The following is a 22,259-nucleotide window of genomic DNA, read 5'->3' on the forward strand; positions in this document are numbered from 1 at the left end:
GCGATCGAGACGGCCGCCGCGACCGGTCAGCGTCAAACGCTCGCTTGATCACGACGCCGTCTCGAGCGCGCGTGTGGAGTCGCCGGCGACTCGAGACATCTCGGCTTGCAGCCCAAGGACCGTGCCGAACACGCGCTCGAGCTCGCGGACCGGGTCAGGGGCGAGATCGCGGCTCCGCCAGGCGACGTGGAGGTCGGGACGGACGAGCACGCAGCCGCCCTCGGCGACCTCGCTGAGCGCGGCCCAGTCGTCATAGACGTCGATCACCTCGCGGCCCCGACCGATGACGAACGCCGCGATCTCCACGCCCGTGCGCATGGCGATCTCGCCGGCCGCTCGTGCCCAGCCCTCGCCGCCGATGCCGGTGAGCAGGGTGAAGCGCCCCTTGCCGGCGAGGTCGATCGTGCTGACCTTTCGCCCTCCGTGCAGCACCCAGCAGTGCGGCAGCCGCGCACCCGGCCATGTGGTCGGGTGGTAGTGGAGCTCCGGATCGCGGTCATAGGCCGGCTCGTCGGTGCCGTCGGGGACGACGGCGGCCGAGTGGTAGCGCTGGTTGAACTCGACGCCGTGGGCGTTGAACTCGTAGTCCTTGAGCTGCATCGCCTGTCGCAGCCTCTGGCGCTGATCGGCGGCGGCCGCGGTGTCGCCCTTGAGCGCCTCCATGTTCGCGCGCATCTGGCCGGCGTCGGTGGAGTCGGTCAGGCCGAAGGCGTCGAAGATCGCGCCGAACTCGGCGATGCTCTTGTTGGCGCGCTCGACCACCTGTCGGCCGACCGGGGCGCGCTCGGCGTCGTAGGTGTCCAGCAGCGACGGATCGGCGTGGCCTTGCAGGACATGCGCGAGCTTCCAGGCGAGGTTGTAGGAGTCCTGGATCGAGGTGTTCGCGCCGAGCCCGTTGTTGGGCGGATGGCGATGGCAGGCGTCGCCCATGCAGAACACGCGGCCGGCGGAGTAGCGCGTCATGTACGCGCGGTTGTTGGTCCACAGCGAGATGTCGCGCACGGCGATGTCGATCGTGTCGTCTCCGATCAGGCGATGCGCGATCCGGCGCGCCTCGGCCTCGTCCACCTCGGGCTTGGGACCGTTGATGTCGTAGCCCCAGATCAGCAGCCACTGGTCCCAGGGCCGCACCATCCGCACGACGCCCATCCCTACGCCGCCGATCGTCGAGCCCGGCTGGAGGATCCAATACAGGACGCTGGGCCGATCGGCGACCAGATGGCTCAGATCGGCCTCGATGAAGATGTTCATGCTGCCGGCGATCGCCATCTCGCCCTCCATCGGCAGACCGACGTCCGCCGCGACCTTGCTGCGGCTGCCGTCGGCGCCCAGCAGGTACTTCGCCCGGATCTGGGACACCTCCCCGCTCGTGCGGTGACGGACGGTGGCGGTTACGCCCTCGTCGTCCTGTACGAGCGCGAGGTACTCCGTCTTGAAGCGCACCTCGGTCCCGCGGGCGGCAGCCGCCTCGAGCAGGATCGGCTCGAGCAGCGTCTGGGGGAGGTCGCACATGCTCGACGGGCTCGCGAGCTCGTATTCCGCGCGGCGCGCCGGATGCGTGCCCCAGGTGTGCATGCGGGCCAACTCTTCGCCGGCGAGGCTGGTGCAGAAGACCTGGTTGCCCATCAGCTCTTGGGGCGTCGCCTTGGCGATGACCTCCTGCTCGAGCCCCATATCGCGCAGGATCTCGACGGCGCGCTGGTTGGTGATGTGCGCGCGCGGCGTGTGCGCGAGCCAGCGGTAGCGCTCGACGAGCACGTTGGCGACGCCGTACTCGCTCAGGAACAGCGCGGCCGACAGGCCGGCGGGCCCGGCGCCGACGATCAGGACGTCGGTCTCGGTGATGTTCATGCTGGGATCTCCGCGGGCTCGCGCAGCCAGTCGTAACGCTCGGTGTCGGCTCCCGCGTAGTCGGGATCCAGGTAGATGAAGCAGCGCTGGATCTGGAAGTCGCGGATCTCGAACCAGTCGACGAAGCGCCCGGCGTGCGTCACGCCGGCGCGCCACTCGGTGCCGTCGGCCGCGACTCCGGACGTGATCCCCTCGGCGACCACCACGTCCTCGTCGACGACCATCTTCAGGTACTCGGGGTGGTGGAGGATGCTTGTGAACAGCTGCGCGACGTCGCCGAAGCAGCGCCCGATCTCCGCCTTGCCGCGCGCGACGCCCCACTTCGGGAAGTAGACGTCCGCGTCGTCGGCGAAGAGCGCGAGCACGTCACCGCCGCGGTCGAAGCGCTTGAAGTACTCGATCACGACCGACTTCATCTGCTCGGGCGTCATCGTCTGCGTCGAGATGGCCATGGTCTCTCCTCGCTATCGGTCAGGCGAACGGGACGCGCAGGTCCTGCGGCTCGCTGGGCGGGAACTCGCCCTCATAGGCGCGACGGTGCAGCTCGTCGGCCGCGATGCCCTCGCGCCAGGCGAAAACGAGCGCCTCCGGGTCGACGTAGGTGCCTATGGGGTCCTGCGCGAAGCGCTCGCCGTGCATGAACTCCGTCGACTTCGACCAATCGCCGAACAGGTCGACCTGCAGCTCGACGCTGTTGCCGTCGGGGTCCGGGTAGTAGAACGACAGCGTCATCCCGTGGTCGAGCACGCTGTGCGGCAGCACGCCCGTCGCCCTGAGCCGGACGTAGGTCTCCAGCAGCTCGTCGAGCGTCGCGTACTCGAACGCCGTGTGATGGATGCCCGCATGGACGAGCTTGTCGGGGTCGTCCCGGATCGCCGGCGTCGCGAGCAGCGCCAGCCGGTGGTTGGCGCCGTCGTTGCTCAGCCAGGCGCCGCCGGCGAACGCGTGCGTGACGCGCATCCCGACCGCCAGGGCATACCAGTCGATCATCTCCTGCAGCCGTGGCGTCTTCAGGTTGACGTGATGCAGCGCCGGAGCGGCCATCACCGCACCCGCTCTCGAGCCGCGACCGGCGCGCCCACCGGGTTCGCGAGCACGCCGAAGTCGCCGATCTCGACCTCGACCTCGTCGCCCGGCGCGAGGAACAGCTGCGGCTCGCGGAAGTAGCCCACGCCGTCGGGGGTTCCGGTCAGGATCACGTCGCCCGGCTCGAGTGTGATCGCGTCGGAGATGAAGGCGATGATCCGCGCGACCGAGAACACCATCTCGCGCGTGCTCGAGCTTTGCACCGTCGCGCCGTTGACGCGGCACCACACGTCGAGGTCCTGCGGATCGGGGACCTCCGCCGCCTCGACGACGATCGGCCCGAGCGGAAGGAAGCGGTCGAGGCCCTTGCCGCGCGTCCATTGGCCGTCGCCGAACTGCAGGTCGCGAGCGGTGACGTCATTGGCGCCGGTGTAGCCGAACACGTGTTCCAGCGCGTCGGACTCGGTCACCCGCGTGGCTCGGCGGCCGATCACGACGGCCAGCTCGGCCTCGTAGTCGACCTGCTCCGTGAGCCCGTCGGTCCAGAAGATCTCCTCGCCCGGCCCGATCACGGACGAAGGGAACTTCGGGAACAGGACCGGCAGCCGCGGAGGCTCGCCGCCCTGCTCGCGGATGTGGTCGAGGTAGTTCTGACCGACCGCCAGGATCTTCCCCGGTGTCAGCGGCGCGAGCAGCCCGGCCGCCGGGACCCGGTCGCCGATGGCCTCGCGGCCGCGGCCCGCGATCACGTCCTGCAGCCGCTCCGCGGCCACCGGCTGGATCTCGTCGTCGTCGAGGTGACCGACGCGCGGGCCGTCACCGGCGTCGAACCGCACCCATCTCATCCGTCCTCCCTTCGCTCTCTCCTCGGAGATCCAGACAGTAGCCCTCAGGCCCAAAAGTGTCAACACTTGTGCCCTGGCAATCACATCGCTGGCTTGCTAGCGGCGCACGAGCTGGTCTAAAGTGTCGACACAATGTCGATTCGAAACGGCTCGCGCGACAACATCGCCGCGATTCACGACGAGCTCCGGGAGGCGATCCTGCGCGGCGACCTACCCGCAGGCGCCGTGCTCAGCCAGCTCCAGTTGGCAGAGGACTTCGGCGTCAGCCGCGGCCCCGTCCGCGAGGCGCTTCGCCTCCTGCAGCGCGAGGGCCTCGTCGACGCGGAGCTCAATCGCCGCGCGCGAGTCGCTGATTTCTCGCTCGGCGACCTCGAACAGCTCTACGCGATGCGGATCCTCAACGAGACGCTGGCGGTCACCGCCACCGTCCCGCAGCTGACGACCGAAGAGCTGGAAGCCATCCGCCGCGACCTCGAGGAGATGGACGCGGCGGCAGGCGCCGACCTCCACGCGTGGGAAACATCGCACCGGCGCTTCCATCGCCAGCTCGCCGCCCACGCCGGCAGGAGGCTGACGATGCTGGTCGAGCAGCTCTCCGACCACGCCGAGCGCTACCGGCGCGCGTACATCGCCGCAGACGCACGGGCGTGGGCTGCCGGGTCGGCCGATCATCACCGCATCTACGAGGCCGCCGAACGCAGCGACGCAGTGGGTGCGGGCAACGCCACGGCTGAGCATCTCGCGCGCACAGCTCTCACCGTGTTCGCCAACGCCGCTCCCAACCACGACCCCGGTCTCGTGCGCGGGGCGCTGCGGAGCAGCCTCGTTGGCACGACGTGAGCGGGGAGGGTCGACGGGGTGCAATTCGAGGGTGCAAATTGAGGAGCTGAGGGGAACCGAGCGTCACGAAACCCGGCTGAAATCGCACGAGTCGCACCGTATGCGCCTGTGGTGCGGCTGGGGGCCGGGCGGTCGCAGGTTCAAATCCTGTCTCCCCGATACGACGAAGGCCCTGGTGATCCGCGGCTTTTGTCGTTCCTGGGGGCGGGTCTCGGCTCGCCCCGCTTCCACGCGCCTGCCGGCACATGCCACGCAACGCCCCTGGACTCCGCTCCTCATGACGTTGATGCAGCAACGGCAGCGGTGGGACGGGCTGACGCGCTGGGTCAAGGAGAGCGGTCCTTGCGCCGAATAGCTCGGCGATGAGCCTCGATCAGCGCATGACGGTCCGGCGCGTGCTGGGCCTGGGTGCTCGTCGAGAACCGGGCGGGCAGGACCGATGGCGCTCCTGCTCCCAGACTCGCGCGCGTGTGAAGCGCCCGTAGGCCAGCAGCCGCAGGCCGACCCCGGCGCGTCCGGACGTACGACCCTGTCTCGCCACCGCTTCGCTCGCCGGCGGGCCCGGCCGGCCGCGGCATTCGCCGGGTTATGCGCCGTACTTACGGACACGCCCGCTGGTATCCGGCGAAGGCTCACGCTTCGCCGGCGGCCGGCTGCTCCGCGCCCGCTCGTACGAGTCGCGGTCCGCGGGCGTCGCCTGCGGCGGCGCCCGCGGTCGGCGGCTTCTGAGTCGCGTGGGCTACTTGCCCGGCTCGCAGAGCGGCGTGGTCGGCCCGCAACGGGGAAGCGTGCCGATATCGCCGGTGGTGGCCGGCGTGAGCTGCACGGCTTGGCCTCCTCCGCCGGCGAGCTGCGCGACCAAGGTGTCGCGACTGCTGACGATCAGCCGCGTGATCTCCACCTGGTTCGGGTTCGTCTCCAGGTCCGTGGCCGGCGCGTCGCCGTAGATGTTGGCGACGTAGGGAGTTCGCTGCTCGAGGAAGCGCAGCGGGATCGAGAGCTTCGCCGGCTGCTCGTCGGTCATGCTGCCGACGAACCAGTCACGGCCGCTTCGGCGGGCGACCGTGATGTAGTCGCCGATCCGGCCGTTGAGCGCCTTGGTGTCGTCCCATGTGGTGGGGACGCGCTCGAGGAACTCCAGCGCGGGTTGGCCGTCATAGTTCTCGGGCACGTCGGCCATCATCTGCAGCCCGCTCAGGAAGATGGGGTACATCGCGAGCTGCTTGGCGGCCGTCGTGTGCACGCGGGTGTGCTCCAGCGTCCTCCACGGCGGCCGGCCAGGGCCGCCCGGATCCCAGGTGGTGTTCAGGATTCCCGGCGTGTAGCTCATCGGTCCCGACACCATCCGGGTGAACGGCAGGACCACGGTGTGCTCGGGCGTATTGCCCTCGCTCCACGCCTCCCACTCCGTTCCGCGGACGGCTTCGCGCGTGAGGATGTTCGGGTAGGTGCGCCGCTCTCCGGTGTCCTTGACGATCTCGTGCGCCTCGAGCACCAGGTGATGACGCGCGGCGCGGCGGATGGTGTCGCGGTAGTGATTGACCATCACCTGGTCGTAGTGGTTGTGCTTCACACCGTCGACGGTGGTGTCGCCGGCGTAGCCGGTCTTCACGCCCGGCAGGCCGAGACGCTGATACAGCGAATATGCGGGCTCGATCTGCTGCTCATAGTTCGAGGCGTTCCCGCCGGTCTCGTTGTGGGCGAGCCAGTTCACGCCCTTGCTCTTGGCGTAGGCGACCACCGCGCCGAGGTCGAAGTCTGGCGTCGGGGTGAGGAAGTCCTGCTCCGTGTACCGGTTCGCCCAGCCCTCGTTCCATCCCTCGGCAAGCACGTAGGGCACCCCGTGCGCGGCCGCGAAGTCGATGTAGCGCTTGACGTTCTCCGTCGTGGCGCCGTGCGGCAGGGCGCCGCCCGGCGCCCAGTCGGACTGGCCCTTGTGGATCTCCCACCACACGCCGACGTACTTACCCGGCTTGATCCACGACGTGTCCCGGTCGCAGATCGCGCACGGGTCGTTGAGGTTCAAGGTGAGCGTCGACTCGATGAGATCGCCGGGTGTGTCGCCGATGATGAGCGTCCGCCAGGGCGACGGGTGTGGCGCGCTCGCGCGCACCTTGACGCCGTCGGGCAGGGCGACGAGCTCTGAGCGCAACGCCGCGCCCCCGCCGGCCGCCGGCTTGACGGTCATGCTCGCGTAGTCGATCAGGTTCGCCTCGTGCAGCGTGACGAAGCCCGCGGCGCCCGCGTCGATGGTCACCGGCGTCTGCGCGGCGTCCATCTGACTCAGCGGCGTGTGGTTCCAGGCGTTCTCGTCACCGCTGCCGGGGCCGTACTGCGCCGGGATCCACCATGCCGGGAAATCGCCCGCGAAGTTGAACTGCGTGTCCTCGGAGGTGATCGCGAACTTGTCCAGCGCCCGCTGGCGCGGCAGCACGTAGCGGAAGCCGACGCCGTCGTCGAAGACCCGGAACTCGAGTTGAAGCGCGCGGCGCGGCGCGGCCTTCTCGCGCAGGTTCAGCGTCAGCGCGTTGTAGTGGTTGCGGATCGTCTTGTACTCGCCCCACACGGGCCGCCAGACCGTGTCATGCCGGTCGCGCCGCACGTTGCGCACGTCGAGTCCGCTCGCCAGCGCCGGAGCGTTCTCGAACTGGAAGCCGAGCGCCGAGTCGGCGACCAGCGGCGCGCCGTTGTGGGAGACCCGGTACAACGGCTTGCCCGACGCGTCGAGCTCGAACTCGACGCTGATCTTGCGATCCGGCGACGACACGGCATACGTCCCCCCGTCGTGGCCCGTCGCACCGGCTGGCGATGCGAGCACCCCGAACGGCAGGGCAACGAGTCCGGCAGTCAACGCACGCAACGCGCTGCGTCTCATGGTGTGTCCTCCTCCGACGAGTCTCCCGCTCTGCGACAATCGCTGCTGTGCAACGTTTTCTGCGGGGAAGATGAGAGCTTTGCAACGTTTCGCGGATCTCGCAACGCCGTCTTCCCGGCATGTCCGGTAACTGACGGAGAAGCCCGTGACGCTCGACCGCGACGCCCCGGGACCCGGCGTCCCGCGCAGGCCGGGCGTCGTCGCCGTCGCACGTGCCGCAGGCGTGTCCCCGAGCACGGTGTCCAACGCGTTCAACCGGCCGGAGCGGCTGTCGCCGGCGCTGCGCGAGCGGGTCCTGCGCGTGGCGGCGCAGGTGGGCTACGGCGGACCTGACCCGGCCGCCCGCAGCCTGCGCAGCGGCCGCGCCGGCGCGATCGGCGTCGTCTTCCGAAGGCCCTTGGCCGCCGCCCTCGACGACCCCGGGACCACCGAGCTCGTGAGGGGAATGGCCGAGGCGGTCGACCCGGAGAGGCTCGCCCTCGTCCTCGTCCCCGGCCCGGAGGAAGGACCCTCGAGCGCACTTGCCGTCCGCAATGCGGCCGTGGACGGCTTGATCGTGTACTCGGTGCCGTCCGACGATCCGCTGTTCGAGGCGACGCGTCAGCGGCGGCTGCCCACCGTGATCGTCGACTCGCCCGCGCTCGTCGACCTGCCCGAGATCGACGACGCGGCGCTGGACTTCGTCGGCATCGACGATCGCGCCGCGGCGCAGAGCGCCGTGCGCCACCTGCTCGATCTCGGCCACCGGCGGCTGGCGATCCTCAGCTTCGGCCTTTCCGCCCACGCGCACGGCGGACCGGCCGACGAGCGCGCGCAGGCCCAGGCGACCGCGAGCGTACCCAAGGCGCGCCTGGAGGGCTGCGCCCGCGCGCTCGCCGCCGCGGGCCTGGACCTCTCACGCGTGCCGGTCGAGCAGTGCCCGATCCACAGCATCGAGTCGGGCCGCGTCCGCGGCCACGCGCTGCTCGAGCGTGCGCCCGATACCACGGCCGTGTTCGCGTTCAGCGACGCTCTCGCGCTCGGCGTGCGGCTGGCGGCGCGCGAGCGCGGCCTGTCAGTCCCCGGCGATCTCTCGATCGCCGGCTTCGACGACACCGCGCCCGCCCTCGAAGGGCTCACGACCATCCACCAGCCGCTGCGTGACAAGGGTCGGATCGCCGCCCGGCGGCTCCTCCTCGCGCTGGCCGACGAGCGACCGGCCGACGCCTGCGAGCCGTTACCGACCCGCCTCGTCATCCGCGACTCGACCGCCCCGCCGGCCGCGCCGCGGCAGCGAACGCGTCCACGCCGGTGAGCTGGGTCGGAGACCGTCCACCACATCCGCGGCTGGTCGTGAGCGCTGGGCGGCTGTAGCGGCGGCGAGAAGGGCTCGCCCGGCTGTGGGGCGAGATCGTGCCGGTGCCGGAGGCCAGCGTGCGCGTGCTGTCCGGCGGCGAGCGCGGCGTCGAGGGCGGGTTCCGCGTCGAGTACACGCCCGGCCACGCGTCGCACACGTCTGCTTCCTGCACGAGCCCTCGGGCTGGGCGTTCGTCGGCGACATGGCCGCGTGAGCGCGCCGCCGCACGCGTATCCTCGGCAAGCGGGTGCACGTCTGGCGCCGAACGCGCCGGCGCTCCCCCGGAACGACGCCCGGGCCAGGCGGGGGGCCGCGGTGCTTCAGACGGCGAGCGAGATGCCCGCGTCCGGCTCGGAGCTCTCGAGCGCCCCTTCGAGCCACGACTCGACGCCGGCGATGTGCGCCGTCGCCATGGCTCGAGCGACGTCCGGGCGGCGGTGGGCGAGCGCGTCGTACAGCGCGGCATGCTGCGCCTTGGTCTGGGCGATGGCGTCCGCCTGGGTCAATGCCCGCCAGACGCGCGCGCGGCTCATCGGCGTCGAGAAGCTGTCGAGCACAGAGGCGAGGACCGCGTTGCGGGAGGCGGCGCCGATGAGCCGGTGGAACCGGAGGTCGTTGGCGACGAACGCCTCGACAGTCTCGCACGCCTCCATCTCGTGGACGACGCGGCGGAGCTCCGCGAGCTCTTCGTCGGTGATGTGCTGCGCCGCCAGCGCGGCCGTCGCCGCCTCGAGGATCCGCCGGACCTGCAGGACCTGGAGCAGCGTGCGGTCCTGGTGGAAGTCGGCCATGAAGGTCAGCGGCTCCAGCAGCATGCTGGGTTCGAGGCTCGTCACGTACGTGCCGTCGCCCTGACGCACCTCGAGGATCCGGGCGAGCGTGAGCGCGCGCACGGCCTCGCGCAGCGAGTTGCGCGAGACGCCCAGGCGAGCGGCGAGGTCGGCCTCGTTCGGGAGCCGGTCGCCGGCCGCGAACTCGCCGCGGATGATCATCGCCTTGATCTCGTCGATCGCTTGCTGGGCGACGCTCATCGGAGACTCCTAAGGGGCCAAACATCCAATGTTCGCGGAAGCATACGCCTTGCGAGGGCGATCATCGGATGATTTACTGGCCGTCGTGCCCTCCAAACATCCCATGTTTGCGGTCCAGGGAGCACGCCGGAACTCGGCGGTCATCACGTCGCTCGAGACGTTCGACGTCCGTTTTCCGACGTCTCGCGACCTCGACGGGTCGGACGCGATGAACCCCGATCCTGACTACTCCGCCGCGTACGTCGTGGTCGGCACCGATGCCGACGACGGGATCGAGGGCCACGGGTTCGCGTTCACGATCGGGCGCGGCAACGACGTGCAGGTCGCGGCGATCCGCGCGCTCGAGCCGTTCGTGATCGGCCTGCCGGTCGACGAGCTCCGGGACGCCTCGCGGATGCTGCTGCACGACTCGCAGCTGCGCTGGCTCGGGCCCGAGAAGGGCGTCATGCACATGGCGATCGGGGCCGTGGTCAACGCGCTCTGGGACCTCGCCGCCAAGCGCGCGGGCAAGCCGCTCTGGGCGCTGCTGTCGGAGATGTCCCCGGAGCAGCTCGTCTCGCTTGTGGACTTCCGGTACCTCACCGACGTGCTCACGCCCGGCGAGGCCCTGGAGATCCTGCGGCGGGCGCAGGGCGGCCGGGAGGAGCGCGCCGCGCGGCTGCTGGAGCACGGCTACCCCGCGTACACGACGACGCCCGGCTGGCTCGGGTACTCCGACGCGAAGCTCGCGCGCCTCTGCCGCGAGGCGGTCGAGGCGGGCTACGGTCAGATCAAGCTGAAGGTCGGGGCGAGCCTCGACGACGACGTCCGGCGGATGCGGATCGCGCGCGACGTCTGCGGGCCGGCGATCCGCATCGCCGTCGATGCGAACCAGCGCTGGGACGTCGGCGAGGCGGTGCGCTGGATCCGGGCGCTCGAGCCGTACGATCCGTGGTGGGTCGAGGAGCCGACCAGCCCTGACGACGTGCTGGGCCATGCCGCGATCCGGCGCGAGGTGCGCCCGGTCCGGATCGCCACCGGCGAGCACGTCCAGAACCGGGTCGTGTTCAAGCAGCTCATGCAGGCCGAGGCGATCGACGTCGTGCAGATCGACGCGGCCCGCGTCGCCGGCGTCAACGAGAACATCGCGATCCTGCTGCTCGCCGCGAAGTTCGGGCTCCCGGTCTGCCCGCACGCCGGCGGGGTCGGCCTCTGCGAGCTGGTCCAGCACCTCGCGATGTTCGACTTCGTCGCCGTCTCCGGCGCGCTCGAGGATCGCGTCGTCGAGTACGTGGATCACCTGCACGAGCACTTCGTCGACCCGGTCGTGATCCGCGAGGGGCGCTACCTGGCTCCCACGGCGCCAGGGTTCTCGGCCGAGATGACGCCTGAGGCGCTCACCGAGCACCAGTATCCGAGCGGAGCCGCGTGGGTCTGAGCATGGACCGCATCGCGCTGCACACCCGGCTCAAGCCTGGTCGCGAGCAGGACTACGAGGACGTCCACGCCGTGACCCCGCGCGACCTCGACGCCGCGCTCAGGGAGGCCGGGGTGGCGTCGTGGCGGATCTGGCGCGACGGGCAGGACCTGTTCCACGTCGTCGAGTGCGCGGACTACCGCGCCATGCGCGAGCACCTGCGCGAGCATCCGGCCAACGTGCCGTGGCAGGCGCTGATGGCCGAGCTGCTCGAGGTAGCCGACGACTACGGTGGGACCGACCGCGGGCTGCCGCTCGTGTGGGAGCTGCCATGACGCGCGCGTTGGGCCGCGGCGGCCTGTCCGTCGGACCGCTCTCGCTCGGCACGGCGCCGATCGGCAACCTCGGCCGCGAGGTCGGCGAGGACGAGTGGCGGGGCGCGCTGACGGCGGCCTGGGAGTCCGGCGTGCGCTACTTCGACACGGCGCCGCACTACGGGCTCGGGCTCGCCGAGGAGCGGCTCGCCGAAGGGCTCGCAGGGCGTCCGCGCGACGAGCTCATCGTCTCCACCAAGGTCGGCCGGCTGCTCGCGCCGTCGGCCTCGGACGTGCTCGACGACGAGGGCTTCGCGGTGCCGGCCACCCACGTCCGCGTGCGCGACTACAGCCGCGACGGCGTGCTGGCCTCGCTCGAGTCCAGCCTGCGCCGGCTCGGGCTCGACCGCGTGGACCTCCTGCTCGTGCACGATCCCGACGAGCACTACCGGGAGGCGCTCGAAGGGGCCTTCCCGGCGCTGGAGGACCTGCGCTCGCAGGGCGTCATCACGTCCTATGGCGCGGGGATGAACCAGGCCGAGATGCTCGCCGACTTCGTCCGCCACACCGACCTCGACGTCGTCATGCTCGCCGGCCGCTACACGCTGCTCGAGCAGGGCGCGCTGGACGACCTGCTGCCCCGGTGCGTCGAGTGCGGCGTGTCGGTGATCGCCGCGGGCGTGTTCAACTCGGGCCTGCTGGCGCGCGAGCGCCCGCGCGAGGACGTCACGTACAACTACGAGGCGGCGTCGCCGGAGATCCTCGCGCGCGTGAACCGCATCGCCGACGTGCTCGAGCACCACGGCACGAGCCTGCCGGTCGCGGCGGCACAGTTCGCGCTGGCGCATCCCGCGGTGGCGACGGTGTGCCTCGGCGCCCGGTCGGCCGGGCAGGTCGACCGCAACGCGGCGCTGCTCGACGCTGCGGTCCCGGACGCCGCGTGGAGCGAGCTCGTCTCCGAGGGCCTGCTGCGACCAGATGCTCCAGTGCCGACGGCGGTGTGATCGCGAGCGTGGGGGAGAGAATGGAGGAGAGACTGCTCGAGGTGCGCGGGGTGAGCAAGAGCTTCCCGGGCGTGAAGGCGCTCGAGGACATGCACCTCGACCTGCGCGGCGGCGAGGTGCTGGCGCTGGTCGGCGAGAACGGCGCCGGCAAGTCCACGCTGATGAAGCTCCTGTCCGGGATCTACACCGCCGACGCGGGTGAGTTCTTCCTCAACGGCGAGCCTTACGAGCCGGCGTCGGCCAAGCACGCGCTCGAGCTCGGGATCAGCATCATCCATCAGGAGTTCAACCTGATGCCCGACCTCACGGTCGCGCAGAACCTCTTCATCGGGCGCGAGCCCCGCGAGACGCGGATCTTCACGAGCGAGCGCCGCCTCAACGCGAAGGCGCGCGAGCTGATCGAGCGGCTGCACCTGCCGCTGCGGCCCAAGGAGCTCGTCGGCAACCTCACGGTCGCCAAGCAGCAGATGGTGGAGATCGGCAAGGCGCTGTCCTACGACGCGAAGCTGCTGATCATGGACGAGCCGACCGCGGCGCTCAACGACGCCGAGGTCGAGGTGCTGCACGACCTGATCCGGCGCTTCGTGCGCCCGGACACCGGGGTCATCTACATCTCGCACCGGATCGAGGAGCTGCGGCGGATTGCGGACCGCATCACGGTGATCCGCGACGGCCGCTACGTCGGCACGCGCGACATTGCGGGGACGTCCATGAAGGAGGTCATCTCCATGATGGTCGGCCGCGAGCTCACGGGCGAGGCGAAGCCGGTCGGCGTCCAGGCCGGCCGCGAGGTCGTGCTCGAGGTCTCGGGCCTCAGCACGAAGGACCTGCTCAAGGACGTCGGCTTCGAGCTGCGCAAGGGCGAGATCCTGGGCTTCGCCGGGCTGATGGGGGCGGGACGGACCGAGGTCGCCCGCGCGGTCGTCGGCGCCGACAAGCTCGATGCCGGGAGCATCCGGCTGCGCGGCCGCGAGCTCCGCATCGGCAACCCCGCCGATGCGGCGCGCCACGGGATCGGCTACCTGTCCGAGGACCGCAAGCGGTACGGCCTGCTGGTCGAGCAGGAGGTCAACGCGAACATCGGGCTGAGCGCGCTGAAGGAGCGCTTCCAGGCCTGGGGTTTCGTCAAGGACAAGGCGATGCGCGACGCCTCTCAGCGGTACGTGCGGACGCTGCGGATCAAGACGCCGTCGATCAACCAGACGGTCAAGAACCTCTCCGGCGGCAACCAGCAGAAGGTCGTGATCGCGAAATGGCTCGTCAAGGACTGCGACATCCTGATCTTCGACGAGCCGACGCGGGGCATCGACGTCGGCGCCAAGGAGGAGATCTACCGGCTGCTCAACGAGCTCGCGGACGGCGGCAAGTCGATCATCATGATCTCCTCCGAGCTGCCCGAGATCCTGCGCATGTCGCACCGGATCGTCGTAATGAGCGAGGGCCGGGTCACCGGCAGCCTGGACGCCGCCGAGGCCACGCAGGAACGCGTCATGCACTACGCGACGCTGCGGCCGGACGAGAACCCCGAGGACGCCGCCGAGCTGGGGCTCGCGGAGCCTGCTTCGAGCACCACGACTGAACGGAGGACGGACGAGGCATGACGGTGTCATCCGCCACCGGCGAGCAGCAGCAGCGCACCGGCGTAGAGGCCGTGGGCACCGGCCTCAGGGACCGGCTGCAGCAGTTCCTTGCCTTCGCGAGCCTGATCGCGATCTTCCTGTTCTTCTCGATCGCGAGCTCGAGCTTCCTGAACTACTCGAACGTCACGTCGATCCTCTTCTCGACCGTCGTCATCGGGCTCCTGGCGCTCGGGACGACCTTCGTGATCATCACCGGGGGCATCGACCTCTCGATCGGCACGGGGATGACGCTGTGCGCGGTCATCTCCGGCATGCTGATCGTCAAGACCGGCGTGCCCGTCCTGATCGGCGTCATCGGCACCGTGCTGTTCGGCGCGCTGATCGGCCTGGTCAACGGGTTCAACGTCTCGATCCTCGGCATCCCGCCGTTCATCGCGACGCTGGCGATGATGCTCGTAGCCCAAGGGCTGGCGCTCGTCATCTCCGACAGCACGCCGATCTACTTCAACGACGCGCCGGGCTACATCAAGATCTCGACGGGTCACCTGTTCGGGGTCGACTTCCCGAACGCGGTGCTCGTGCTGGCCGTGGCGACGGTGATCGCCGCGGTCGTGCTCAACCGCACCGTCCTCGGGCGCTACACGTACTCGATCGGGAGCAACGAGGAGGCGACGGCGCTGTCGGGGATCAGCGTGCGACGGTGGAAGATCGCCGTCTACACGCTGGCGGGCCTGTTCACCGGCCTGGCCGGCGTGATGATCTCGGCGCGCCTCTCGTCCGCCCAGCCGGGGACGGGCCTCGGCTACGAGCTGCAGGCGATCGCCGCGGTGGTCATCGGCGGCACGTCGCTGTCCGGAGGCAAGGGCTCGATCGTCGGAACGATCATCGGCGCCCTGATCATCTCCGTCATCAACAACGGGCTGCAGATCATGTCCATTCCGCAGGAGTGGCAGAACGTGATCCTCGGGCTCGTGATCCTCGTCGCGGTCTACGCCGACATGGCGCGCAAGCGCACGGCATGAAAAGGAGGAGAGGGTTTCAATGATGTCTACCAAGCGGTTCGTAGGTGCGGCGGCCGTCGCCGCGGCGCTCGCCATGGGCGTCGCCGCGTGCGGCTCCGACGACGGGGGGAGCGCGTCGTCGAGCGCCGGCGGCGGCGGTGGCGGCGAGCAGCCGTACATCGCGATCGTCTCCAAGGGCTTCCAGCATCAGTTCTGGCAGGCGGTCAAGCACGGCGCGGAGCAGGAGGCCAAGGCCAAGGGCGCGCGGATCACGTTCGAGGGCCCGCCGACCGAGCAGGACATCGAGCAGCAGGTCACGATGCTCACCAACGCGATCCAGAAGAAGCCCGCCGCGATCGGGTTCGCCGCGCTCGACTCGAAGGCGAGCGCGCCGCTGATGGATCAGGCCAAGGCGCAGAACATCCCGGTGATCGCGTTCGACTCCGGCGTCGAGAGCGACGTCCCCGTCACCACCGCGGCGACGGACAACAAGGCCGCGGCCGCCGAGGCGGCCAAGCACATGTCCGACCTGATCGGCGGGAAGGGCAAGGTCGCGGTCGTCGTCCACGACCAGACCAGCCGGTCGGGCATCGACCGCCGCGACGGGTTCCTGGAGTACATGAAGCAGAACGCGCCGGGGATCAAGGTCCTGCCGGTGCAGTACGGCGGCGGCGACCAGGCCAAGTCGGCCGACATCGCGAAGTCGATCATCCAGGCCAATCCCGACCTCAAGGGCTTCTACGGCGCGAACGAGGGCTCGGCCATCGGCGTCATCAAGGGCGTCCAGGAGAGCGGCAAGAAGGGCATCACGATCGTCGGCTTCGATTCGGGCAAGGCGCAGATCGACGCGATCAAGAGCGGCGTGATGGCGGGCGCGATCACGCAGAACCCGGTCGGCATGGGCAAGGAGCTGGTCGACTCCGCGATGAAGGCGATCAAGGGCGAGCAGCTGCCGAAGGTGATCGACACCGGCTTCTACTGGTACGACAAGACCAACGTCGACGAACCGAAGATCCAGGCTCTCCTCTATCAGTGACCGGCCGACGGCCCGGCTGATGCAGGGATCACGGATGTGGTGACGGTGCCCGGTGGGCACCGTCTCACGCCGTTTCCGAAGGGCGGACGAGCCCAGCTCAATCCCGTGCCGAGGCGCGACGTGGCTCTGCCCGCGACTACTGACTGAGCCGGCCACTGCTGCGTTGAGGCCTCATTGCGATAGCGCTGGTTCCACGATCCGGTGGGCGGGCACGAGTCCCCGGCGCGGCCACCGCCCGACTCCGGGTCACGCGTGAGGGCTGGGGAGGCCGCTTCCCAGCTGTTGCTGTCGACCGGCGGCGCCTGCTTCGGAGGCTCGGCCGGCGGCGCGAGGTCGACGGCCTCGATGATGCGCCGCGCCTCGCGCTCGGCCTCGCGGCGTTGAGCCCGTCCTTCTCGCCGCGGGCGCGGACCTCGCCGACCCGGCGGTTGCGTTGGCGGCCATCCGGCGATCGCCGGCGAACGTAATAGGCACCCCACTTGACGTAGAGGTGGCTCCGCCCCGCCGGGACCGATGCCACTTGGCAATTTACATTGCTGTCTATATAGTTCCCTATGTGATTTCCTCGACCACGAGCTCTGCGATCGACCGCGAGCAGCTACTCGACCACCTCTCGTCGCATCTGCTGCAGAGGACTTCGCTCGTGACGAGGCTGCTCGTCAAGGGGTCGCGCCACGAGCTCTCTCGGAGCGAGGGCGGGGTCCTGAAGACCCTGACCGCGGGACCGCGGCGGATCACCGAGCTTGCGGAGCTGGAGGGACTCGCTCAGCCCTCGATGACGCTGCTGGTCAGGCGGTTGGAGGAAAGGGGCTGGGTGAAGCGTGATCGTAAGCCGGACGATGGCCGCGTCGTCGTGATCTCGATCACCGAAGCCGGAGCCACGGCGCTCGAGATGTTCCGCACGGAGTATCGCGCCGTGCTGCGGGCCCACATCGGGACGATGTCCGACGAGCAGCTGACCGCGCTCGAGAACGCGACGGAGGCGCTCGGGTCACTCATCGACGTGCTGCAGGGCGGTGGTCGCGCGTGAGCCCTCATGGCAGCTCGTTCTTCTCCCAGCCGAAGTCGGTGTGGGCGGTCGCGTTTGCGGCAGTCGTCTCGTTCATGGGCCTCGGGCTCGTGGATCCGATCCTGCCGGCGATCGCGCACGATCTCGACGCGTCTCCGAGTGACGTCGAGCTGCTGTTCACGAGCTACTTCGCGTTCACCGGCATCTCGATGCTCGTGTCGAGCGTCGTCGCAAGCCGGATCGGCACCAAGCGGACGTTGCTGGCCGGCCTGTCGCTGATCATCGTCTTCAGCGCCCTGGCGGGTGCCTCGAACAGCATCGGCGCAATCGTCGGTCTGCGCGCCGGCTGGGGGCTCGGGAACGCGCTGTTCATCGCGACCGCGCTGGCGGTGATCGTCGGTGCGGCGAGCGGCGGTGTGGCCGGAGCGGTGATGCTCTATGAGGCGGCGCTCGGGCTGGGGATCTCGGTGGGTCCCCTGCTTGGCGGCGAGCTCGGGGGGGTGAGTTGGCGCGGCCCGTTCTTCGGCGTCGCGGTGCTGATGGCGATCGGGTTCATCGCGATCGCGAAGTTCCTGCCCCCGACCCCACCGCCACCCGCGCAGGAGCGCGTCTCGGTGCTGGAGCCGCTGCGCGCCCTGCGCCACCGCCCCATCCGCGGCAGCGGCCTCACCGCGATCTTTTACAACTTCGGCTTCTTCACGCTCCTCGGCTACGCACCGTTCCCGCTGCACCTCGGGATCCACGAGCTCGGCTACACGTTCACCGCCTGGGGGCTCATGCTCGCCGTCTTCGCCGTGTTCGTCGCGCCGCGCCTGTCAAGCCGCTTCGGCGATGTGCGCGGCTTGGCGGCAGCGCTGGCGGGCATCGTCGCGGTCCTTGTGGTGATGGGCGTGCTTCACGACTCCCAGACGGCGCTGATCGTCTGCGTGATCGTGTCCGGCTCGTTCTTCGGCATCACCAACACGCTGATGACCCAGGTGGTGATGGAGTCCGCCCCGGTGCCGCGTCCGATCGCGTCCTCCGCCTACAGCTTCGTGCGCTTCTGCGGCGGCGCCATCGCACCGTTCGTCGCCGGCAAGCTCGCCGAGCACGTCAGCGTCCAAGCCCCCTTCTACCTCGGTGCCGCGATGACCGCGATCGCCATCGGCGTGCTCTGGCTCTATCGCACCGCGCTCGTGCCGGTTGCCGAGACCGCGCCGTCCCTCGCCGAGGAGCCCGCCGATGACCGCGGCGCGCTCGTCGTCGCGGTCGCCGGGCCCAGCGCTCGCGAGGTGTGCGCGATGATCGTGCCGCTCGCTCGCGCCCGCGCGACGCGGGTACACGTGCTGCACGTCGTCGAACGCGACGTCCTCGCCGGCGAGGACGCCATCGACCTCGAGTCGACCGCCGCCGCGAACGACCTGGTCGAGTCCTGCACCGCAGAGCTGCGCCAGGCCGACGTCGCGGTGGTCGGCGAGTTGCTGCACGCCGTCGGCTCCCACGTCGATGTCGCCAGGCGGATCCTGGGGCGCGCCGCCGAGCTCTCGGCGACCGCGATCGTGCTCGGGCCGGAGACCCGCCATGGCCCGCTCGGAGCCCACGTCGGCGCCGTTATCGCCCGCGACGCCCACAGCCACGTGATCATCCTGCACCCGGCAGCGGGCCCGCTCGGCCGCCCCGACGGTCGCCCCCGTCCGATGAACCCGGCGCAGCTATGGCAGACGAGCGGGACATAGACCCCCGCCTCCCGTCGGAATACAGCGCGTCGCATCCCGTCCCCGCTGAACTCGGGCGAGCGGACGACATAGCCGTGGTCATCGGCCTCGACGGCTCCGACACCTCCTGGGATGCATTCTGGTGGGGATGCGGGCAGGCCCGGCGCTTGAACCGACGTGCCGTTGCCGTATTCGTCAGCCCCACGATCGATGCCGGCAGCGGGCTGGCCTTGGCGCTCGGCTGTTCCTGCGATTGCGAGGACATCGACCGCCGCGTTACCGAACGGGCGATCGAGCTGGCCGGCGAAGTCAACCGGCACGCGGCCGACCACGGGTTGGACGTCTTGTTCGTGCATGCCCGCGGCGAACCGGTCCAAGAGCTCTTGCGGGTCGCCGAGGCGGTCCGATCTGACCTGATCGTGGTCGGCAGACCCACCCGAGCCCTTCACCGGATAGCCGGCTCACTCGGGCGTCGCCTGATCGGCCGGAGCACAGCACCGGTCGTCGCGGTCGTCCCGTGACGACGACTCGATCGTTCCGCCGCGTGCAGGCATCGACGCACGGTCACGCCACTGCGCGGCCGGCCTTAGCTCGCGGCGCCGCGTCCGTCGGCGTCTTCGCATCGTGGTCACGCTGCGAGCCTCCGGACTGAAGGCGCATCTGCGGCGACTTCGGCTCGAGTCCCTTCGCTCGCACTGTGGCGCCGCCCAGGCGCTCAGCTTACCCTAAGCAGTGTCGCGAGCTTCGACGCTCGGGTCATGCACTCCGTGCAAACGAAGGCCTCATCAGCGCAGGATCGCGGACGCGGTGGCGACCTTCATGACGAGCCGGTTGGAGCCCTCGATTGCGTGGAAGTCGTGGTGGCGGTAGAAGCGGTGCGCTGTGTCATCGATCGCGTCGACGACGATCACGCGGCCGCCGGCCCGGTCGGCGGCTTCGACGATCCGTTCGAGCGCGTCGAGGAGCAATTGGGTGCCGAGCCCTTGACCGTGGAGGGCTTGGGCGAGCGCGAGTCGACCGATCAGGTAGCCCGGCACGTGCCTGTAGCCGCCGCTGAGCGATCGGCTGGGAAGGTCGATACGCGCGATCTGCGTCGGCGCGATCGCGTGGTAGGCGACGACGGTGCGTTCTCCGAGCCTGGTCCATGCGGTCGTTCGCGAGCTGCCTGCGCGGTGAGCGCGGAGCGCATCTCGCTGGAGCCAGCGGTCGAGCGACTCGTTGCCGGAGTGGAACTGAGATGCGTCGTGGTCTTCAGCGAGCGGCTGAGAGTCCCACTCGCTCACCGGCGTGTGTATCGGCGCGGGCTCCGCGCAGCGTCGGCCAGCCGGGGCGCCTCGTCGGGCTCGTCGAGGGCGGCGACGAACGCGTCGAACTGATCGGCCGGCATCAGGGTCAGATCCGCCCGCCCCAGCACTCGTCCAGCTTCCTCCGTGGCCGCTTCGAGCACGAATGCCGAGACGGATACGCGGCGGGCGGCGGCCGCCGCCGTGATCAGCGCTTCGCTCTCGACGTCTGCACGCATCTCGATGCGCTTGGTTCGCGTAGCCATATCCTCAGTGTACGGCACTTGTACGGTGCCGCCAACCGCACCGACGGAGGACGGGGTGCAATCCGGGGTGCAAATCGAGCAGAACTGAGGCCTGGGTGCGGAATGAGCACTCGGGCGAGGGCAAATCGGACCTGAGCACCAGGCGCTCGGTGCCGATGATGGACCGGCTGACCACCGAGCTGGTGAAGCGGCGGCTGCGGACCGTGTACGGCGACGAGGACGACCTGTTCTTCGGTCACCCAGAGCTCGGCACGCCTCTTGATCGAACCAAGGTCTCACGCAGCTTCCAGGACGCCTGCAGGGAGGCAGGCGTTCGCGTAATCCGCTTCCACGACCTCCGCCACACGTTCGGCACGACCCTCGCGGCCGCCGGCGTGCCGCTGCGGACGATCCAGGAGTACCTGGGCCACGGCGAAGGAGCCGGCAGACCCACGCGACCGGCTCAACGAGCGCATGGAGTTCCTCGCCGCGATGGAAGAGGTCAGGCGTCTCCCAAAACGAGTGCGACAGGTCGTCGTCGTGCGCTCTCAGGTCCCTGGCGTCGAGCCGCGCTCGCAGACGCTCCTCGCGCGACCCGAACCCGGCTGGACCTGTCCGAGGACGAAGCGCGGGCGCTGCATGCGGGCCTCCAGGAAGCGCTGGGAGCCAGGTTGCTGAGCCCGCCGCACGATGCCGCCGCGCGGGCGCTGCTCGCGCGGCTCAACGCCAAGGTCCCGGCATGGCTTGAGCGCGCGCCGATCCGAGGTGAGGCCGGGTACCTGGTCGCAGCCGAGGCCGTGCTCCGTGCGCTCACCGACGCCCGAGCAACAAGGACGCATCGCACTTTCGGATGACGAGCTCGCGATCGCGCTCGGCGCTGCGAAGCCGATCGGCGTCTCCATCTCCGACGTCCTCTTGCGCATGCGCCGCGACAAGCTGATCCGCGACGTCGCCACCCGCGACGGCCGGCGACCGCTGCGATCGGCAGCGCCGGCGGGCCGACGCCTGCTCGCGGCGCGTGACGGATCAGTGAGTGGGGAAGAGTGGCGAGTCTCCGACGCGGGCAGCCTCGCGGAGCTGATCTACCGGGAGCTTCGCCCCGGCCGCGAAGGCTTCCGACCGGCCGTCCAAGCCATCGGCCGGCTCTCCAACCCAAGGTTCGACGTCCTCACCGACGAGCTCCGTGCCAGCGGCCTGCTTGAGCCCGCGACGGAAGATCTGTGCCGCCTCGTTCTCACCGATGCCCGGCCTCCGCCGCGCCGAGAATCGCATCCGCCAGACCTTGCTTCGGCACCTGCTTCTCCGCGAACTCATCCCGCCGCCGCTCCCCTACAACGCGGCAGTGGAGTGACCGACGGCATGATCGTCGAACGCTGGTAACCGGCCGGGCGCGTGAGCGCCCGGCCAGTGTGCGTGTTACGGATTGGTCGTCGCCAGCGTGAACGTCACCGGCGCGCTGTAGGTCCCGGTGCGTAGCCGGTCGTTTGCGCCGATGTGCTGGCCGAACGTGATCGTCACCGGGTCATTGGACACCTCGGCGCTCCAGCTTGCCTTGCTGAACGCGATCGCCACCGGCGAGGCCAGCGTGGACGCGCCGTTGCGCAGGTACACCGGGCCGCTGGCGCTCAGCGTGGCGTCCCCGGCGGTGCTGATCACGTTCGCGGTCGTCTGCGCCGTGTAGTCGCGTGCCACACCGGGCTGGAGGGCGCCGAATGACGCCGGCCCGCCCAGCGTCAGCGACAGCGTCGCCGGCACCGTCGCGCCGGCGACGCCCGTCACGCTCGCGGACGTGGGGGTCGGCGTCGGGGTCGGCGTTGCGGTTGGGGTTGGGGTTGGGGTCGGGGTCGGGGTCGGCGTTGGGGTCGGGGTCGGCGTTGGGGTCGGGGTCGGCGT

Annotated in this window: 22 protein-coding genes; 13 read left to right on the top strand and 9 right to left on the bottom strand. The window is 70.0% G+C overall.

Annotation, left to right across the window (positions count from 1 at the left end; all coding sequences use genetic code 11):
- Positions 1-48 precede the first annotated feature (48 nt).
- From H958_RS39825 to H958_RS39830, 4 genes are read right to left on the bottom strand one after another with little or no spacing between them, the layout of a single operon-like run.
- Positions 49-1,851 (bottom strand): FAD-dependent oxidoreductase, encoded by a 1,803-nt coding sequence (locus tag H958_RS39825; RefSeq protein WP_051324726.1) that lies wholly within the window; start codon positions 1,849-1,851, stop codon positions 49-51.
- The gene (locus H958_RS0123425) at positions 1,848-2,303 is read right to left on the bottom strand and encodes a nuclear transport factor 2 family protein (RefSeq protein ID WP_028060428.1); all 456 of its coding nucleotides are present in this window, start codon (positions 2,301-2,303) and stop codon (positions 1,848-1,850) included. The genes H958_RS39825 and H958_RS0123425 overlap by 4 nt, the downstream gene beginning before the upstream one ends.
- 19 nt (positions 2,304-2,322) lie before the next feature.
- The gene (locus tag H958_RS0123430) at positions 2,323-2,895 is read right to left on the bottom strand and encodes a VOC family protein (protein WP_028060429.1); all 573 of its coding nucleotides are present in this window, start codon (positions 2,893-2,895) and stop codon (positions 2,323-2,325) included.
- Entirely contained in the window at positions 2,895-3,722 is an 828-nt protein-coding gene (locus tag H958_RS39830; protein ID WP_028060430.1) for a fumarylacetoacetate hydrolase family protein, read from the bottom strand. The genes H958_RS0123430 and H958_RS39830 overlap by 1 nt, the downstream gene beginning before the upstream one ends.
- A gap of 132 nt (positions 3,723-3,854) precedes the next feature.
- On the opposite strand from H958_RS39830, the gene H958_RS0123440 reads away from it, so the two are divergent.
- The gene (locus tag H958_RS0123440) at positions 3,855-4,562 is read left to right on the top strand and encodes a GntR family transcriptional regulator (RefSeq protein ID WP_051324728.1); all 708 of its coding nucleotides are present in this window, start codon (positions 3,855-3,857) and stop codon (positions 4,560-4,562) included.
- 739 nt (positions 4,563-5,301) lie between these two features.
- Here the strand turns inward: H958_RS0123440 and H958_RS39835 are convergent.
- Positions 5,302-7,437, bottom strand: a complete 2,136-nt coding sequence (locus tag H958_RS39835) for a glycoside hydrolase family 97 protein (protein ID WP_156028208.1) — start codon at positions 7,435-7,437, stop codon at positions 5,302-5,304.
- Positions 7,438-7,582: 145 nt separating this feature from the next.
- On the opposite strand from H958_RS39835, the gene H958_RS39840 reads away from it, so the two are divergent.
- Positions 7,583-8,731, top strand: a complete 1,149-nt coding sequence (locus H958_RS39840) for a LacI family DNA-binding transcriptional regulator (RefSeq protein ID WP_051324730.1) — start codon at positions 7,583-7,585, stop codon at positions 8,729-8,731.
- Between the two features lie 362 nt (positions 8,732-9,093).
- Here the strand turns inward: H958_RS39840 and H958_RS0123455 are convergent, their stop codons facing one another.
- Positions 9,094-9,804 (bottom strand): FadR/GntR family transcriptional regulator, encoded by a 711-nt coding sequence (locus tag H958_RS0123455; RefSeq protein ID WP_028060432.1) that lies wholly within the window; start codon positions 9,802-9,804, stop codon positions 9,094-9,096.
- 103 nt (positions 9,805-9,907) lie between these two features.
- Here H958_RS0123455 and H958_RS0123460 point away from each other — a divergent pair, with 103 nt between their 5' ends.
- The 9 genes from H958_RS0123460 to H958_RS0123500 all read left to right on the top strand — a co-directional run bounded on the left by H958_RS0123460 (position 9,908) and on the right by H958_RS0123500 (position 19,359).
- Positions 9,908-11,221: an L-fuconate dehydratase gene (locus tag H958_RS0123460; protein WP_037411312.1), complete on the top strand. Its 1,314-nt coding sequence runs from the start codon at positions 9,908-9,910 to the stop codon at positions 11,219-11,221.
- 2 nt (positions 11,222-11,223) lie between these two features.
- On the top strand, positions 11,224-11,535 hold the full coding sequence (locus H958_RS0123465; RefSeq protein WP_028060434.1) for an L-rhamnose mutarotase: 312 nt from the start codon (positions 11,224-11,226) through the stop codon (positions 11,533-11,535).
- Positions 11,532-12,518 carry an aldo/keto reductase gene (locus H958_RS0123470; protein WP_028060435.1) on the top strand — a complete coding sequence of 329 codons (987 nt, stop codon included), beginning with the start codon at positions 11,532-11,534 and terminating at the stop codon, positions 12,516-12,518. The genes H958_RS0123465 and H958_RS0123470 overlap by 4 nt, the downstream gene beginning before the upstream one ends.
- Before the next feature lie 20 nt (positions 12,519-12,538).
- The gene (locus tag H958_RS39845; protein WP_051324731.1) at positions 12,539-14,119 is read left to right on the top strand and encodes a sugar ABC transporter ATP-binding protein; all 1,581 of its coding nucleotides are present in this window, start codon (positions 12,539-12,541) and stop codon (positions 14,117-14,119) included.
- Positions 14,116-15,120 carry an ABC transporter permease gene (locus H958_RS0123480; protein WP_028060436.1) on the top strand — a complete coding sequence of 335 codons (1,005 nt, stop codon included), beginning with the start codon at positions 14,116-14,118 and terminating at the stop codon, positions 15,118-15,120. The genes H958_RS39845 and H958_RS0123480 overlap by 4 nt, the downstream gene beginning before the upstream one ends.
- Before the next feature lie 22 nt (positions 15,121-15,142).
- Complete coding sequence (locus tag H958_RS0123485; RefSeq protein ID WP_028060437.1) at positions 15,143-16,135, top strand: ABC transporter substrate-binding protein; 993 nt, start codon at positions 15,143-15,145, stop codon at positions 16,133-16,135.
- Between the two features lie 556 nt (positions 16,136-16,691).
- Entirely contained in the window at positions 16,692-17,165 is a 474-nt protein-coding gene (locus H958_RS0123490) for a MarR family winged helix-turn-helix transcriptional regulator (RefSeq protein WP_051324732.1), read from the top strand.
- On the top strand, positions 17,162-18,859 hold the full coding sequence (locus H958_RS39850) for an MFS transporter (protein WP_051324733.1): 1,698 nt from the start codon (positions 17,162-17,164) through the stop codon (positions 18,857-18,859). The genes H958_RS0123490 and H958_RS39850 overlap by 4 nt, the downstream gene beginning before the upstream one ends.
- Before the next feature lie 74 nt (positions 18,860-18,933).
- Positions 18,934-19,359, top strand: coding sequence for a universal stress protein (locus H958_RS0123500; protein ID WP_196807522.1), 426 nt, complete (start codon positions 18,934-18,936; stop codon positions 19,357-19,359).
- A 264-nt stretch (positions 19,360-19,623) separates the two neighbouring features.
- On the opposite strand, the gene H958_RS0123505 is transcribed toward H958_RS0123500, so the two are convergent.
- Positions 19,624-20,121: a GNAT family N-acetyltransferase gene (locus H958_RS0123505; RefSeq protein WP_028060440.1), complete on the bottom strand. Its 498-nt coding sequence runs from the start codon at positions 20,119-20,121 to the stop codon at positions 19,624-19,626.
- Positions 20,118-20,360, bottom strand: coding sequence for a type II toxin -antitoxin system TacA 1-like antitoxin (locus H958_RS0123510; RefSeq protein WP_051324734.1), 243 nt, complete (start codon positions 20,358-20,360; stop codon positions 20,118-20,120). Before H958_RS0123510 ends, H958_RS0123505 begins: the two co-directional genes overlap by 4 nt.
- A gap of 122 nt (positions 20,361-20,482) precedes the next feature.
- Between H958_RS0123510 and H958_RS45360 the strand changes: the two genes are divergently transcribed.
- Positions 20,483-21,220, top strand: coding sequence for a tyrosine-type recombinase/integrase (locus H958_RS45360; RefSeq protein ID WP_081686205.1), 738 nt, complete (start codon positions 20,483-20,485; stop codon positions 21,218-21,220).
- Positions 21,171-21,746, top strand: a complete 576-nt coding sequence (locus H958_RS46650; RefSeq protein ID WP_156028209.1) for a hypothetical protein — start codon at positions 21,171-21,173, stop codon at positions 21,744-21,746. The genes H958_RS45360 and H958_RS46650 overlap by 50 nt, the downstream gene beginning before the upstream one ends.
- Before the next feature lie 36 nt (positions 21,747-21,782).
- On the opposite strand, the gene H958_RS0123525 is transcribed toward H958_RS46650, so the two are convergent.
- Entirely contained in the window at positions 21,783-22,145 is a 363-nt protein-coding gene (locus tag H958_RS0123525) for a hypothetical protein (protein ID WP_028060444.1), read from the bottom strand.
- Between the last annotated feature and the right edge of the window lie 114 nt (positions 22,146-22,259).

Source organism: Candidatus Solirubrobacter pratensis, assembly GCF_000425945.1.
Classification (GTDB): domain Bacteria; phylum Actinomycetota; class Thermoleophilia; order Solirubrobacterales; family Solirubrobacteraceae; genus Solirubrobacter; species Solirubrobacter pratensis.

Bases quoted from the DNA above. Each gene is read 5' to 3' on its own strand.
- H958_RS0123470 (WP_028060435.1), top strand. From the start codon at position 11,532: ATGACGCGCGCGTTGGGCCGCGGCGGCCTGTCCGTCGGACCGCTCTCG.
- H958_RS39845 (WP_051324731.1), top strand. From the start codon at position 12,539: ATGGAGGAGAGACTGCTCGAGGTGCGCGGGGTGAGCAAGAGCTTCCCG.
- H958_RS0123460 (WP_037411312.1), top strand. From the start codon at position 9,908: ATGTTTGCGGTCCAGGGAGCACGCCGGAACTCGGCGGTCATCACGTCG.
- H958_RS39835 (WP_156028208.1), bottom strand. From the start codon at position 7,437: ATGAGACGCAGCGCGTTGCGTGCGTTGACTGCCGGACTCGTTGCCCTG.
- H958_RS0123455 (WP_028060432.1), bottom strand. From the start codon at position 9,804: ATGAGCGTCGCCCAGCAAGCGATCGACGAGATCAAGGCGATGATCATC.
- H958_RS0123510 (WP_051324734.1), bottom strand. From the start codon at position 20,360: ATGCGTGCAGACGTCGAGAGCGAAGCGCTGATCACGGCGGCGGCCGCC.
- H958_RS0123465 (WP_028060434.1), top strand. From the start codon at position 11,224: ATGGACCGCATCGCGCTGCACACCCGGCTCAAGCCTGGTCGCGAGCAG.
- H958_RS39825 (WP_051324726.1), bottom strand. From the start codon at position 1,851: ATGAACATCACCGAGACCGACGTCCTGATCGTCGGCGCCGGGCCCGCC.
- H958_RS0123430 (WP_028060429.1), bottom strand. From the start codon at position 2,895: ATGGCCGCTCCGGCGCTGCATCACGTCAACCTGAAGACGCCACGGCTG.
- H958_RS0123485 (WP_028060437.1), top strand. From the start codon at position 15,143: ATGTCTACCAAGCGGTTCGTAGGTGCGGCGGCCGTCGCCGCGGCGCTC.
- H958_RS39830 (WP_028060430.1), bottom strand. From the start codon at position 3,722: ATGAGATGGGTGCGGTTCGACGCCGGTGACGGCCCGCGCGTCGGTCAC.
- H958_RS0123440 (WP_051324728.1), top strand. From the start codon at position 3,855: ATGTCGATTCGAAACGGCTCGCGCGACAACATCGCCGCGATTCACGAC.
- H958_RS0123425 (WP_028060428.1), bottom strand. From the start codon at position 2,303: ATGGCCATCTCGACGCAGACGATGACGCCCGAGCAGATGAAGTCGGTC.
- H958_RS0123480 (WP_028060436.1), top strand. From the start codon at position 14,116: ATGACGGTGTCATCCGCCACCGGCGAGCAGCAGCAGCGCACCGGCGTA.